General features: G+C 34.6%; 13 protein-coding genes and 1 pseudogene. All 14 read right to left on the reverse strand.

Annotation, left to right across the window (positions count from 1 at the left end):
- Positions 1-337 (reverse strand): annotated as a pseudogene (locus J3A84_RS02885) (hypothetical protein); the annotation flags it as partial.
- Between the two features lie 46 nt (positions 338-383).
- Positions 384-1508 carry a DegT/DnrJ/EryC1/StrS family aminotransferase gene (locus J3A84_RS02890; RefSeq protein WP_207598512.1) on the reverse strand — a complete coding sequence of 375 codons (1125 nt, stop codon included), beginning with the start codon at positions 1506-1508 and terminating at the stop codon, positions 384-386.
- 18 nt (positions 1509-1526) lie between these two features.
- Positions 1527-2087, reverse strand: a complete 561-nt coding sequence (locus J3A84_RS02895) for an acyltransferase (protein ID WP_207598513.1) — start codon at positions 2085-2087, stop codon at positions 1527-1529.
- A complete protein-coding gene (locus J3A84_RS02900) occupies positions 2084-3166 on the reverse strand; it encodes a Gfo/Idh/MocA family protein (protein WP_281069609.1) in 1083 nt (360 codons plus the stop codon). The genes J3A84_RS02895 and J3A84_RS02900 overlap by 4 nt, the downstream gene beginning before the upstream one ends.
- Positions 3167-3178: 12 nt before the next feature.
- Positions 3179-4486 carry a nucleotide sugar dehydrogenase gene (locus tag J3A84_RS02905; RefSeq protein ID WP_242693954.1) on the reverse strand — a complete coding sequence of 436 codons (1308 nt, stop codon included), beginning with the start codon at positions 4484-4486 and terminating at the stop codon, positions 3179-3181.
- Complete coding sequence (gene wecB / locus J3A84_RS02910) at positions 4479-5585, reverse strand: non-hydrolyzing UDP-N-acetylglucosamine 2-epimerase (protein WP_207598515.1); 1107 nt, start codon at positions 5583-5585, stop codon at positions 4479-4481. The genes J3A84_RS02905 and wecB (J3A84_RS02910) overlap by 8 nt, the downstream gene beginning before the upstream one ends.
- 44 nt (positions 5586-5629) lie before the next feature.
- On the reverse strand, positions 5630-6886 hold the full coding sequence (locus J3A84_RS02915) for a glycosyltransferase (protein ID WP_207598516.1): 1257 nt from the start codon (positions 6884-6886) through the stop codon (positions 5630-5632).
- Positions 6887-6893: 7 nt separating this feature from the next.
- A complete protein-coding gene (locus tag J3A84_RS02920; protein ID WP_207598517.1) occupies positions 6894-7928 on the reverse strand; it encodes a glycosyltransferase family 2 protein in 1035 nt (344 codons plus the stop codon).
- A gap of 34 nt (positions 7929-7962) precedes the next feature.
- On the reverse strand, positions 7963-9084 hold the full coding sequence (locus J3A84_RS02925; protein WP_207598518.1) for a hypothetical protein: 1122 nt from the start codon (positions 9082-9084) through the stop codon (positions 7963-7965).
- 158 nt (positions 9085-9242) lie between these two features.
- Positions 9243-10268 (reverse strand): glycosyltransferase, encoded by a 1026-nt coding sequence (locus J3A84_RS02930; protein ID WP_207598519.1) that lies wholly within the window; start codon positions 10266-10268, stop codon positions 9243-9245.
- Positions 10265-11392, reverse strand: a complete 1128-nt coding sequence (gene wecB / locus J3A84_RS02935; protein ID WP_207598520.1) for a non-hydrolyzing UDP-N-acetylglucosamine 2-epimerase — start codon at positions 11390-11392, stop codon at positions 10265-10267. Before wecB (J3A84_RS02935) ends, J3A84_RS02930 begins: the two co-directional genes overlap by 4 nt.
- Before the next feature lie 13 nt (positions 11393-11405).
- On the reverse strand, positions 11406-12260 hold the full coding sequence (locus tag J3A84_RS02940) for an SDR family oxidoreductase (protein WP_207598521.1): 855 nt from the start codon (positions 12258-12260) through the stop codon (positions 11406-11408).
- Positions 12260-13282, reverse strand: a complete 1023-nt coding sequence (locus J3A84_RS02945; protein WP_207598522.1) for a polysaccharide biosynthesis protein — start codon at positions 13280-13282, stop codon at positions 12260-12262. The genes J3A84_RS02940 and J3A84_RS02945 overlap by 1 nt, the downstream gene beginning before the upstream one ends.
- Positions 13275-14477, reverse strand: a complete 1203-nt coding sequence (locus J3A84_RS02950; RefSeq protein ID WP_207598523.1) for a glycosyltransferase family 4 protein — start codon at positions 14475-14477, stop codon at positions 13275-13277. Before J3A84_RS02950 ends, J3A84_RS02945 begins: the two co-directional genes overlap by 8 nt.
- Positions 14478-14493: the final 16 nt, after the last annotated feature.

Below are 14493 nucleotides of genomic sequence, written 5' to 3' on the forward strand. Positions count from 1 at the left end.
CGTCAAAACTCGCCTGGCTCAGACTGTCCTTCACATGCACCCCGTACAGATACTCCCCGGTTTTTTCCGGAGTCCATTTTGCCGTGTTTTTTTCACTGTAATCCTGAATCATCGTCCATAGATTCGTGCTCAGATCCTTTACCCAGAACTGATAGAGCATCTGATCACTACCAGTAATCTTAGCACTTATAGATAACTCGTTTCTAATAATATAAGGATCAGTAATATTAATATTTTCTATATTTAAAGAGTTCGCATGTGATAATTTTATAGGTGATAAGGAAATAAGGCATATCACTATAGCTATTATTTTGTAAATATATTTTTCAAATCGCATCTTATCAAAAACCTCCCCAACTATATGAATTTATATTAATTTCATTTTAAATAATTTCTTTTAAATTATCTGTAACAATATTAATTTCGTTATCAGAAAGATATGGATGCATCGGCAAAGATAGAACTGTATCACAAAGCTCATTTGTCACTTCAAAATAATTATCATCGTAATCATACTCAGTAAATGCACCTTGCTTATGCATTGGCTTCACATAATAGACCATGCTTGGGATACCTTCTTCTTTTAACTTAGCTTGTAGTGCATCTCTTTCTTCTTTGTTCTTTAACTTTATTGTATACTGCGCAAAACTAGATACGTATCCTTCTGGAATTATTGGTGTATCTACAATCCCTTTAAGCTTTTCTGTATATAGTCTATACACTCTATTTACATCTTCCAGTTCATGGTCAATAAAGGCTGTGAGCTTTACATTAAGAACTGCAGCTTGAATGGAATCAAGTCTAGAATTAACGCCTATTCTAACATTGTCGTACTTATTATCCCCTTTACCATGAACTTTCAACGAATTTAGAAGTTCCGCTAACGCATCATCATTTGTAAAAATAGCTCCACCATCACCGTAACACCCTAATGGTTTTGCTGGGAAGAAAGATGTTGTTGCTGCATCACCAAAACTGCAAGCTCTCTTGCCATTGATGCTTCCACCAAATCCTTGAGCTGCATCTTCCAGAACTCTTAAATTATATTTCTTTGCAATTATCTCAATTTCTATATGATCAGCAGGTAAACCAAATAAGTCCACTGGAATAATCATCTTTGGAGTAAGCTTACCTTCTTCTAACACCTTACTTATTGCCTTTTCAAGTTTAGTAGTGTCAACATTGAAAGTTTCCCTATCGACATCTACAAATATTGGTGTTGCTCCTCTAAATGAAACAACTTCTCCAGTTGAGAAGAATGTAAAATCAGGAACGAAAACAGCATCCCCTTCTTTTATATCCCATGCCATCATAAGGAGGGTCATGGCCTCAGTTCCATTAGCGCAGGTAATACAATGTCTCACACCTACATATTCAGCCAGTCTTTGTTCTAAGGTGTTCACTTCTTTGCCACCGATGAAATTGGTGTTATTTATAACTTCCTGGATTGCTGCGTCAATTTCACTTTTATATTTCTCATATTGAGCTTTCAAGTCTCTAAATTCCATACTAAAAACTCCCCTCAATTACTTCTCTTTCAACCCGTTATTTTCTATTGCGTATTCTCTTTTGCATTCGCTACACTTCAAATTGTCTTTTAAAGGTACTCCGCATTCACAGACCCATCCTATTTGTTTTGCTGGCACACCTGCCATTAGTGCATAGGCTGGAACATCTTTTGTCACTACCGCGCCTGAAGCAATCATTGCCCATTCACCGATGGTGTTACCGCATACAATCGTTGCATTTGCGCCTATAGACGCTCCGTATTTAACCAAAGTTCTTTTATACCCAGCAGATCCTTTGGGATATTTGCTTCTTGGCGTTAAATCATTTGTGAAAACCATAGAAGGACCACAAAATACATAATCTTCAAGTTCAATACCTTCATAGACAGATACGTTGTTTTGAATCTTAACACCATTACCTATCTTCACGTTGTTCGATACATTTACGTTCTGACCTAAAGAACACTTCTCACCAATCTGGGCACCTTTGTGGACATGACAGAAGTGCCATATTTTTGTACCCTCACCTATGGATACATTATCATCTAAATAACTGCTTTCATGCACGAAGTAGCTCATCTGTTGAACCTACCTTTGAAATCTAATGTACTGCACTTATCAAGTGGAAGCTTTACACTCTTTCCTTCAGCTGCTGACTTGTAAATAGCAAGAACTAGCTCAAGTGCATTTCTTCCATCGACAGCTGTAACATACGGCTGTCGATCGTTCTTAATTGCATCAATCACATCTGCATAAAGTGGACTGTGACCGAACCCATAAACCGTCGGTGGGTTCTCATGGTACTTCTCTTTTACTTGTTCTGGATCATCCAGCTTATCTGCAAACTGCCATTCTTCAATTAGATTTACAGACTTTCCGCCTGCTTTAACCGTTCCTTTTTCTCCAAAGATGTATAGAGTCTCTTCAAGATTCTTAGGATAAATATTTGTAGTACCTTCAATAATCCCGTAGCTTCCATTTGAAAACTTCACTAAGGCCATGCCCAAATCTTCAGCATCGATGAATCCGTGGATTAGATTATCCGTCATTCCTACAACTTCAATGATTTCATCACCCATCATCCATCTCAAGAGATCAATATTATGGATACACTGATTCATAAGTGCTCCACCATCCTGCTCCCAGGTACCTCTCCAAGGTGCCTGAGTATAATAATCTTCTCCTCTGTTCCACCTGATATGGGCTGTACCATGCATCAGTTTTCCAAAGCGATCTGCTTCCACAGCTTCTCTAATCTTTTGTACAGATTTGTTGAATCTGTTCTGGTGACAAGCACTGACTTTTATGTTCTTTTCATTGGCTTTCTCTATTATTGAATCTGCTTCTTCTAAAGAGAGAGCTATCGGTTTTTCGATGATAAGATTTGCTCCAGCATCTATGCAATCCAGAGCTATCTGACCGTGCTTCCCACTTTCGGTGCAGATGGCCACGAGTTCAGGCTCCTCATATTTAAGCATTTCCTTGTAATCAACATATTTCTTTGTTTCATCTGATAGCTTGAAATTCCGAATAGTTGTATCCAATTTTGATTCTTCTACATCACATAAAGCAACGATATCCAAGTCATTTTCCATTGCAGCCGCTATGTGATTTGGTGAAATTCTTCCACATCCGATAATCGCATATTTTAAACTCAAAACAAGTCCTCCTTAAAGTAACTCGATATTTTCACGTGCTTCTGCATGCTTCAACGCATTCTTTGTATCAAAGATTGCCTTAGCATGTTTCTGCACGAAATCATAATCAACATTTGTGTGAGCAGTGGTTACAATCACAAGGTCGGCACTTTCTATGAGTTCTACAGTAAGTTCGGGCTCACCCTTCTTTACTATTCCATGTTCACGGTATTCAGAGACAAATGGATCGTAATAAACAACTTCCGCGCCCTCTTTTTCAAGTTCTTCTATTACTCGAATAGCAGGACTTTCTCTGTAATCATCAATGTCCTGCTTATATGCAACACCAAGAATTAAGATTCTAGCACCATTCATAGCTTTCTTGAATCTATTTAGAATCTTGCTTGATCTCTCAGCGCAGTATTCCGGCATTCTGTCATTCACCATCATGGAGGACTCAATCATCGATGTATGGAATCCATACTCTCTTGCCTTCCATGATAAATAATAAGGATCTAGCGGAATGCAGTGTCCTCCAAGTCCTGGACCTGGATAGAACGCTTGGAAACCGTAAGGTTTTGATTTAGCTGCATCTACAACTTCCCAGAAATTAATGCCCATTTTATTACTCAAAATAGCCAACTCATTGACAAGTCCAATATTTACATTTCTATATGTGTTTTCTAGAATTTTTTCCATCTCAGCTACTGCAGGTGATGATACTCTGTGAATAGGCGCCTCAAGAATTGCCTCATACATTGCTGCAGCCACATCAGTACATTCTGGGGTGATTCCTCCAACAACCTTAGGGGTGTTTTTAGTTTTATAAATAAGATTTCCTGGATCTACCCTTTCAGGTGAAAAAGCAAGATGGAAGTCCACTCCACATTTCAACCCTGATTTTTCCAGAATAGGCATCAACAGCTCTTCTGTAGTTCCAGGATATGTAGTTGATTCAAGAACAATGAGCATATCCTTATGCATGTATGGCACAATACTCTCAGCTGATGCTCTTACATAACTGATGTCTGGTTGCTGATATGCATCAAGTGGTGTAGGCACAGCAATACAAACGCAATCCGCTGACGCTACCTGAGCGAAATCCGTTGTAGCAGATAATAATCCTGACTTAACTATTTCTTCCAGATCTTCATTAACCACGTCACCAATATAATTCCTGCCAGCATTGACCATTTCAACTTTTGATTCCTGAACATCAAATCCTATTGTTCTAAATCCAGCTTTAGCTTTTTCGACCGCCAAAGGAAGTCCTACATAGCCTAATCCTACAACACCAAGGGTTGCTGTCTTGTCTATTAACTTCTTTTTGATACTATTCATTGATTTTCCCTCCATTGACTATTGCCTCACATATTTTCAACGCAGCATTTCCTTCACCGAAAGACTTAGGCTGTGGATGCTTTAAACATGTTAATTCACGTTGAACCTTGCTTTTGATCTCTTTGACATCTATCTTGCTTAAGACATTCCATGAATTCTCCAATGTTTCAATCCATTCAGTTTGATCCCTTAGGGTTGTGCAAGGAGTCTTAAGGAAATATGCTTCTTTCTGTAAACCTCCCGAATCGGTTACTACCATATAAGCGTTAGACGTTAAATAGAGCATTAACAGGTAACCAACGGGATTGATGATTATAATATTCTTCATGTCAACTTCGAGATTTTCTATTAACTTTTCGGTTCTTGGATGGAGTGGTAGTAGCACAGGTTTGTTCAGCTCACTAAATGCCTTGAAAATATTTGAGAGTTTTTCTGGATTATCAGTATTTTCAGCTCTATGAATGGTCGCCAGGTAATATCCATTTTCACTAATTTTGCTTATTTCACCATTTTCACTGACTATTTCATCGAACCATAATCCATTAGAATATTTTTCATTCGCTATACCTATATTTCTAAGTACTGTATCATACATAATATCTCCGGTGTTCACTACTCCATAAGTAATCCCTTCTTTTTTAAGATTATCTACTGCAGTTTGAGTGGGGCACAACAGCATATCAGAAATATGATCTGTCAAAATTCTGTTCTGTTCTTCTGGCATTAATTTGTTATAACTGCGAAGACCTGCTTCTACATGAAATACTGGGATGTGAAGCTTGCTTGCTGCTAAAGCTCCAGCAAGCGTTGAATTAGTATCGCCATAAACAAGAAGCCCATCCGGCTTTTCTTTTAGTAAGATTTCTTCTATTCCTTCCAGCATGCTTGCAGTTTGTTTTCCGTGGCTACCAGATCCAACTCCCAGGTTATAATCTGGTTTGGGGATTCCTAATTCATCAAAGAATATATCTGACATATTTGCATCATAATGTTGTCCTGTATGTACAAGAATTTCTTCATGGTTTTTTCTGAATTCTTCTGAAAATGGCGCTGCCTTAATAAATTGCGGCCTTGCGCCAATGATTGTAATTAGTTTCATAGCTCCTCCACCTGAATTATTACCGGTTATTAATCATTTAGATTCTATTCTCGATCACAATTCATTCCCTTTTTAAGAATTTCAGCTAGTTCTTGACTTTGCTTCTTTCTTGTATATAATTCGACCATATTTATCTTAGTTAATGAGTGTATCTGCCCATTATCCATCCATTCATCATACAACTTTAACAGTGTGTCAGCAACTTCTTCTGGAGTTGAAGCAATAATCCCTGAGTTGGTTGCCCTGATTATCTCATCTGTGATATCCTTATCTCCTGGAATGGAGAGGATTAATTTATTAGTAGCTAAATACTCAAATATTTTCCCCGTAACAATTCCTTTACTCGGATGGGATATTAAATAAAGTATATCTGCTAACATCATTTTACGAATTGCTTCCTGATGTGTAAGCAATCCACCTGAAACAATCATTTTCCTGCATTCCTTGCTGACAACATATTTTTTAATAGACTCACTGCTGCGCCCATAAAATAGAATCTGTATATTATTGACTAATTCGGGTTTCCTGTTGACTAAATTTTCCAATCCATCAAGTAAAACTTTAGGGGTTCTATTTCCGAAGAATGATCCTGCGTATACAATTGTTAACTTCTCGTTGCGCTTATAATTGATGTCTTTCACATAATATTCACTAAAATCTTCTGGATCGAATCCATTCATAATAACATTAACTGGTATTTTGAATCTCTTAACTAATTTTTCTTTTAACCCATCAGAGACTGTTATCACATTACATGCTGATTTGGCAAAATAAACATCTAATAGTAATGTGTGCTTCATTCTTAAGTATTTTATAAATCTAATAAGAAGATTTTTAATCGTAATCTCTTCTTGGTCAACGATGTCACGAAAATCTGCAACCCATGGAATCTTGAATTGTTTATTTAATTCATTTGCAACCCAATGAGTATACTGAGGTAAACTACTAGCAAATATAACATCGATTTTTTCACTCTGACATATTTGTTTGCATCTATGAAGTATGTTTTCTCCTATGTTATCATCAAAAAATTTAGGATGAAGAGTAATCTTATATAAAACAAAATTAATAGTTCTTTTTAGCTTATGTTTCTTATCGAAATTTACTCTCTCAACTCTGCAAGTTTTAATTCCTATCATTGATTCATCTACATATTTTGAATTTGTTGACTCCCAATTAGGCGCTACTACAATTGGTTCAATTCCATATTCACGAAGGTATTTAGAAAACTTAGCTAATCTAAATGTACCACCACTATTCAGCGGATAATATTCATACACCGGAATTAATACTTTTATCATATTTATATCACCTGTTTGCCCTTAATTTTTGACGTAAAATCATAAGTAATGTAACTATTCTATATTGCTCCTTCACATACATTTTAGAGATAACATGAATAAATATTCTTTGCTTCATTTGGGATATGTACTTATAGTAAGCTTTACTCTCTAAACTTTGAAATGATTTTACATACTCATTATTATAAGAAGTTTTGCGTACAATCTTATGAATATCATTAAATGATTTACTATTACTAGTGAGGTTGAGAACTATATTATCTAGCGAATAATACGCATAAAATGACAATACATCTTCATCTTGTCTATCATTTGATAATCTAAATTTATTTAAATCCGACATCAGTAGGCTATTTTGCTCATATAAATTTTTCTTGTATGAGTTGGTAATCGAACCATTTCTAATATAATAATTATAAGTGTAGAAATTTAACTTTTTGATTTTATCTATATACTTAAGTACTCTAAAGTTAAACAGAAAATCCTCACCAACTGTAATTTTTTCATTGAATACAATTGAATTACTTTTAATTATATGCGCTGGATAAAGCTTGTTCCATATTTGAGTACCATAGCTTCTTCCATAGAAAAACTTGTGTTTTTCTGAAACAGAAAAATCATTTTTTAGATTTATAATTTGATCGTTATACTCATCATTAGGAATTCTGTCCTTATTATCGAAATATCTATAATAATTGAAAATGAGTAAGGTATTCTCATTTTCTTCAATGTTCTCAACGAATAACTCCAGAGTGTTTGGCTCAATAAAATCATCAGAATCAATAAACATTATGAAATCACCCGAAGACAATTCTAAGCCAATGTTTCTTGCACGGCTAACCCCAGAGTTGAAATTATGATAGACAATAATTCTACCGTCAAGCTTGTTGTATTCATCACAAATACTACCACTTAAGTCAGAAGAACCATCATCGATTAATATTAACTCGAAGTTAGAATATGACTGTTGAAGAATACTGTCTATGCATCTTCCTATATATGATTCAACATTATAAACAGGAATAATGATACTGATTTTCATAAATATATCTCCTCGATTTAGATTTGTAATATAACTATTTTATAGATTCGACCCTGCATTTTATCTTATTGATTATTATCAAATATAATCCGATAAGTATTGGAACGAGAATTGAGTATTGAAATAGATTTTTAATTATAGAGGTAACAAATCCATCTCTAAAAAAAGTGAAAACTAAATGGGAAGAAACCAAACTATACATAGTTTGTGAAAAGGCATTTGTTTTTCCTTTTAGTATACCTAATCCTAGCCCTAAGATCCCAAAAATGGGGATGGAACCTAACAAGCCAAAATTAATAGCAAATGACACATATGCATGCAGCGCTCCGCTAGGATTGTATATATGATATCCAAAATCAATCGGTTTAGAAATATACTCTAGTTTTTCTGGAGCTAAAATAGTTGGCACTAAATTTAAAAACTCGCTTGCCAACAATCTTGGTACTTCAATCAATTTATGTTGTTCCGTTCGCAGAAAATCCACCAGTGAGTATGATGTATATATTGGTTCTTGGAATAGATTGTATAGCACATTACTAGAATCTATGTTGATAGAAGATGCTCGCCACACTCCAATTAAACCCATAAGGATTATAGTAAAAATGAAGAGGCTACTTGCTATCCATATATTGAAGCTCTTTTCTCTATTCGATATGTAAACAATAATAGCAAATAACCCTGAAATAAAATATAGTCTTCCGCCTAAAGAAAGCACTAATAGTGATCCAACTAAATAAATAATAAAACTTACATTAATAATCTTATAGGATTTAAATTCACTGTTTTTACTGGTAGTAATTGAAGTGATTATTAAACTAATTGCTAAAAGTACTTGCAAAGCAGAAATAAGAGGGCCTTTTTGTGCAACATTAGAAATTTGACTATTGTATCCTTTAAAAAAACTATCGCTAAAAATAACGAGATAATATACTATGATTAGAATAATTAAACCTATGAGAGGCCAGAGTTTTTTCTTTGAAAAATGAAAAGTACTGTTATCAATATTTTTCTTGGGCTTATATTTTTCTCCTATTTTTGAAAATATAAAAAAAGAAAAATATACAGCGACAGCAAATAATAAATACATATATATATTTATTTCATTGATCTCACCATATAACTCGTGCCATAATTTAAACTCTACTCTATTCTTCATGACTCCCAATTCACCGAATATAATGGGAAGTAACATATAATATAGAAATCCAATAGAAAACAATACATAATGATTTAGCTCGATTCGCATCTTTTTTATACTAAATCTAAACATAAAAAAAAGTATTACTGACATAAATATGATTGAAATGGTTAATATCAAATTCTGCACACCTCCTTTTTGCTATGTTTCTGTATACATTCCTCCATTATATTAGATAACTGAACTGGATCTTCTGGATCAAAAAAAACAGCTTTTTCATAACTATCTAATAGTTCTCTAGCATAAGGCAAGTCAGATGCAATAATATTAGCATTATGCATTTTCCCTTCAATAAGAGGTAATCCGAAAGTTTCAATTAAGGAAGGAAAAATCAGAGTAGTGCTTCTATAAAACTCATAGACTTCATCCTGCTTCAAATATCCAACAAAATCGATTGGAAGTTTGTCTTGCAAAACTATCTGAAACAGATTAGATATTCTTTTATTTTCATCTCCACTCAACGTTAGTATTAATCTAAAATTTGAAACATGATTATTTAACAAAATTCGCACTGCATTTATTAAAACATCATGATTTTTGAAACTCATAGCGCTGCTAGGATAAAAAAAAGAAACAACATTTGAAGTATTATGATGATTGTGATTCGTTTCTAATGATAAAGATGATACTTTAGGATGATCTATCAAAATCTTACTGTCGCTAACATTAAACTGTTGAATCAACTCATTTTTAAACCAATTTGTTTGAACAATTATTCTATCAGCCTTATATATTGACTTTATTATTTTTCTTCTAATTATGTTTTGATATGTCCATAATAAAGGTTCACATATAAACTTAAATTTGTAATCTGAAAATGGCAAAGCGTTATGAACCAATACTTCTTGATAAACACTTACTTTAGGTATTATTATATTTTGTAATGATATCACTTTATCAACTTTATTTTTCTTAACCAAAAAAGGCGCAACAAACTCATCAAAAAATATCCTATATAACCAATTTCTTTTTATCCATGGAAAATTCATCACTTTAATATTTTCTGAATTACTTATATTTGCTATGCTTAGAACAAAATAATATTCATTTTCTATATCTTCTTTGGCTTTCTCATAATACTGTTTTAGAACCGCTAGCGCTCCGCCACTATCAGCTGCAACGTCAAAAATCATAATTCTCATGATTTCCTCCATACCATTTTATTGATTATGCCTGTATAGCTTTGAATCAACTTTACTACCTTAGTGCTGACATTCCCATCAATATAATTAGGCACATCAACGCCCTCATCACCTTGTTTGCTCATCTCTACTGCCATATCTACTGCCTGGAGAACCTGCTCAGTAGTTATACTACCAATAACCATATTACCCTTATCTAAAGCTTCTGGTCTTTCTGTGCTGGTTCTTACTGATACTGCTGGAAACTTGAAATATGATGCCTCCTCTGCAATGGTACCACTATCAGATACTACACAGAATGAATTCTGTTGTAGATGATTGTAATCTGCAAATCCAAAAGGCTGCAGACTTCTCACATTAGGATGAAACTTAAAGCCTCTCTGCTCGATAAATTTCCTGCTTCGAGGATGAGTACTGTATATAACTGGAAGATCATAAGTCTCTGCCATCGCATTCACCGCATTCATTAAAGCCATGAAATTTTCTTCATTATCAATGTTTTCTTCGCGGTGAGCAGATAAAAGAATATATCCGCCTTTCTCTAATTCAAGTTTTTCTAGCACCTTGCTGCTGTCAATCTTTTCTTTATTCCTCTTTAGGACTTCAGCCATTGGCGAACCCACTACATAAGTTCTTTCCTTGGGAACGCCTTCCCAGTTTAAATAATTCCTAGCGTGTTCTGTATAACAAAGATTCACATCACTTGTATGATCCACAATTCTTCTATTTATTTCTTCTGGCAGATTCTCATCAAAACATCGATTTCCTGCTTCCATGTGAAAAATTGGAATCTTAAGTCTTTTAGCTGAAATTACACTAAGGCAAGAATTGGTATCACCTAAAACTAGTATAGCGTCAGGTTGTTCTTGAACCATGATTTCATAAGACTTAGCTAATACATTCCCCATAGTTTGGCCTAAATTATCGCCAACCACATTTAGATAAAAATCGGGTTCTCTAATGCCAAGATCCTCGAAGAACACTTGATTCAGTTCATAGTCGTAATTCTGTCCAGAATGAACAAGTATATGTTCAAAATACTTGTCACTTTTCTTGATTACTTCTGAAAGTTTTATGATTTCAGGGCGAGTCCCCACGATAGTCATTAATTTTAGTTTTTTCATATATACTTGCCCCCTAAATGTTGTAATGTGGATATAAATCCTTATGATCAACAATCCATTCCTTCATTTCTGCAATCATATCTTCATAACTTGGTACTTTGAATGAGAAATCTGTTCGATTATTAATTAAGGATTTATCCAATGAAAGTTGACCAATTGGAATTATCTGAAGTTCCTGATTTTTCATATGCATATTGAAGAGCTTTAGCAACTCGTATTTACTTATAGTATCATTATTAACAAGGTTATATAACCCTGTCAGATTTTCTAAAAGTGCCTGTTCCATTGCTTTTGCTAAGGTTAAAGTTGTTACACCTGTCCAGATTGCTTTGGTGAATCCATTAATCTGTCCCTCTTGCTTCATGAACCAGTTAAATAGGCCAATCCCTCTGTCACTCATGTCAGGTCCGATAATCGAATTTCTAAATGTAAGATCCTTTCCGTTTTCGATCTCACCTAAAGCTTTTGTTCTATCATAAAAAGTCTTCCCGTCTCTAATTGATGATTCTGAGTACCCTCCTGTTTCTCCCGAGAAAACACAATCTGTACTCATGTGAATAACTCTTGTCTTCATATCTTTTGTCGTATCACTCAGGAAATGGGGCAGGTAACTATTCAATAAGACTGCCTTTGACTTGTTATCTTCTGCATCCTGGTTAAGTATTCCAATGGCGTTTATAATTGCATCATATTCACCATCAGTAATTATCTTTTTCAGATTCTCAAAATCAGTGATATCACCATTGATATTCCTGCAGAAGTTCACTTTGCTCCTGCTGAACGCTGTCACATCATGACCAGCTTCTTTAAAATAAATTGATAATGTATGACCAGCCATTCCTGTTCCGCCAAGGATTAAGACTTTCATTATCTTTTCCTCCAACTACGCAGTTCTTCCTGTATATAATCAAGCTTCAAGAGCTTTTCCTTGATCTGTTCAATATTGAGCCTCTCAGTATTGTGTGAATTATAATCCTCTACCTGTTGAAGCTCTTCATTTCCCTCTACAAAATATTTATCATAGTTTAAGTCTCTTTTGTCTGCAGGGACTCTAAAGAATCCCACTAAATCCTGAGCACCAACATGTTCCTCTTTAGTTAAAAGTGTTTCATACAACTTCTCTCCATGACGAGTACCGATGATCTTAATCTCGTTATCTGCATGGAATAGTTCTTTGACCGCCTGAGCCAAATCACCTATTGTTGATGCTGGAGCTTTTTGAACCATAATATCTCCAGCTTCTGCATTTTCGAAGGCAAACACTACAAGCTCTACAGCCTCTTCAAGACTCATTAAAAATCTGGTCATATATGGATCAGTAATAGTCAAAGGCTGACCATTCTTTATCTGATCCACAAATAATGGAATAACAGACCCTCTTGAAGCCATAACATTTCCATATCTCGTTCCGCAAATAAGCGTTTTTTCTGGGTCAACTGTCTTAGATTTAGCTACAAACACTTTTTCCATCATTGCTTTTGAAATACCCATTGCATTAATGGGATATGCTGCTTTATCAGTGGATAAACATATAACCTTTTTAATTCCCATTTCAATGGCACCAGTAAGGACGTTGTCCGTTCCTAATACATTAGTTTTGACAGCTTCTAATGGAAAAAATTCACATGATGGAACTTGTTTCAGTGCTGCTGCATGAAAAATATAATCAACTCCATGCATCGCATTCTTAACACTTGCCAAGTCCCGCACATCACCAATATAGAATTTCAACTTGTCATTTTTATATTGCTTTCTCATATCATCCTGCTTCTTCTCATCACGAGAAAAAATGCGGATTTCTTTAACATCAGTATGCAGAAATCTCTTCATAACGGCATTCCCGAATGAACCTGTTCCACCTGTAATCAGTAACGTTTTGTTTTTAAACATTTTGACCCTCCAAATATGAATACAATTCTCTGAAAAATTTATCTCTTGAAAAATTCCTGTTATAGTACATCAATGCATTTTCGCTATGAGCTGTTAAAAGCTTACGGTTTAAAATATATTTTTCCATGATATCAGCTAAACCTGATATATTCCCGCTCTCAACACAGAAACCCGCATTGCTGTCTTTGATAATATACTGGCTGTCACCAGAAGTAGCTGCTACTACAGGCTTACCCTTTGCAAAATATGTTTGTAATTTACTAGGAATGGTTTTTCCAATGAACCCAAGATCTTTTAGCGTTAAGACGCATACATCAGTATTTTTATAGATATCATTTAATTCATAGTGAGTTTTTCTTCCGTGGAAATCTACAAACTCATTCAATTTCAGCTTCTCTGATAGCTCTATCATCTTAGACAAAGATGTGCCTGATCCAACTATATTGACTTTAAGGTTATACCCCTTTTTTACCAGTTCAGCTGTTGCATGAAGTAAGACATCAACATCCTGAACTATTCCAATATTACCAGCAAAAGTAAATTCCATAACCTCTTTTATCCCTTGATAATGGAGTTCATTTTCTGACACAACTTCCTCATCTGTATATTGAGGCAGATATCCAATTGTTGATATATCAATTCCATGTAAATCCTTAATGTAGTTTTTGAATGATGGTGATGAAACAAGAATCTTATCTGCAGCTTTGTAAATCCTGCGACTCAAATTAGTAATTATTCTATAGAAAATCGTATTTTCTTTAATGTTCATAGCTTTAACAGATTCAGGCCATAGATCAGTACTATATAGCACTGTTTTAACTTTATTTTTTTTAGCATAAACTAATCCTGGTACAAACATAGTAATTGGAGAAGTCTGATAGCAGAACACCACATCATATTTTTTCTTCAAATTGAAAGTGTAAAATGAGGAATTCATCATGTATGATACATAGTTTAAGCTCCTGAAAATAGCACCAGTTCTTCTTGCAATCATTGGCACTCTATGTACAGTCGCATTATAGAATTTTTCATTTCTATTCCTGAACCACTTATACTCGTCAGGAATATATCCTCTTTCATAATCTGGAAGACCTGTAACTACATGAACTTCGTGGTTTAATGAAAGTTCTTTAACTATATCATTTATTCTGAAATTATCAGGGTAGAAAACCTGACCAACAACAAGTATTCTCATCATATTCTCCTGCAAG

The organism is Proteiniclasticum aestuarii (assembly GCF_017368455.1).
Classification (GTDB): domain Bacteria; phylum Bacillota; class Clostridia; order Clostridiales; family Clostridiaceae; genus Proteiniclasticum; species Proteiniclasticum aestuarii.

What these genes read in the sequence shown, in the direction of transcription:
- J3A84_RS02945 (WP_207598522.1), bottom strand. Translation starts at nt 13,282, where the DNA reads ATGTTTAAAAACAAAACGTTACTGATTACAGGTGGAACAGGTTCATTC.
- J3A84_RS02915 (WP_207598516.1), bottom strand. Translation starts at nt 6,886, where the DNA reads ATGATAAAAGTATTAATTCCGGTGTATGAATATTATCCGCTGAATAGT.
- J3A84_RS02905 (WP_242693954.1), bottom strand. Translation starts at nt 4,486, where the DNA reads ATGAATAGTATCAAAAAGAAGTTAATAGACAAGACAGCAACCCTTGGT.
- J3A84_RS02930 (WP_207598519.1), bottom strand. Translation starts at nt 10,268, where the DNA reads ATGAGAATTATGATTTTTGACGTTGCAGCTGATAGTGGCGGAGCGCTA.
- J3A84_RS02925 (WP_207598518.1), bottom strand. Translation starts at nt 9,084, where the DNA reads ATGAAGAATAGAGTAGAGTTTAAATTATGGCACGAGTTATATGGTGAG.
- J3A84_RS02890 (WP_207598512.1), bottom strand. Translation starts at nt 1,508, where the DNA reads ATGGAATTTAGAGACTTGAAAGCTCAATATGAGAAATATAAAAGTGAA.
- J3A84_RS02950 (WP_207598523.1), bottom strand. Translation starts at nt 14,477, where the DNA reads ATGAGAATACTTGTTGTTGGTCAGGTTTTCTACCCTGATAATTTCAGA.
- J3A84_RS02895 (WP_207598513.1), bottom strand. Translation starts at nt 2,087, where the DNA reads ATGAGCTACTTCGTGCATGAAAGCAGTTATTTAGATGATAATGTATCC.
- wecB (WP_207598520.1), bottom strand. Translation starts at nt 11,392, where the DNA reads ATGAAAAAACTAAAATTAATGACTATCGTGGGGACTCGCCCTGAAATC.
- J3A84_RS02920 (WP_207598517.1), bottom strand. Translation starts at nt 7,928, where the DNA reads ATGAAAATCAGTATCATTATTCCTGTTTATAATGTTGAATCATATATA.
- wecB (WP_207598515.1), bottom strand. Translation starts at nt 5,585, where the DNA reads ATGAAACTAATTACAATCATTGGCGCAAGGCCGCAATTTATTAAGGCA.
- J3A84_RS02940 (WP_207598521.1), bottom strand. Translation starts at nt 12,260, where the DNA reads ATGAAAGTCTTAATCCTTGGCGGAACAGGAATGGCTGGTCATACATTA.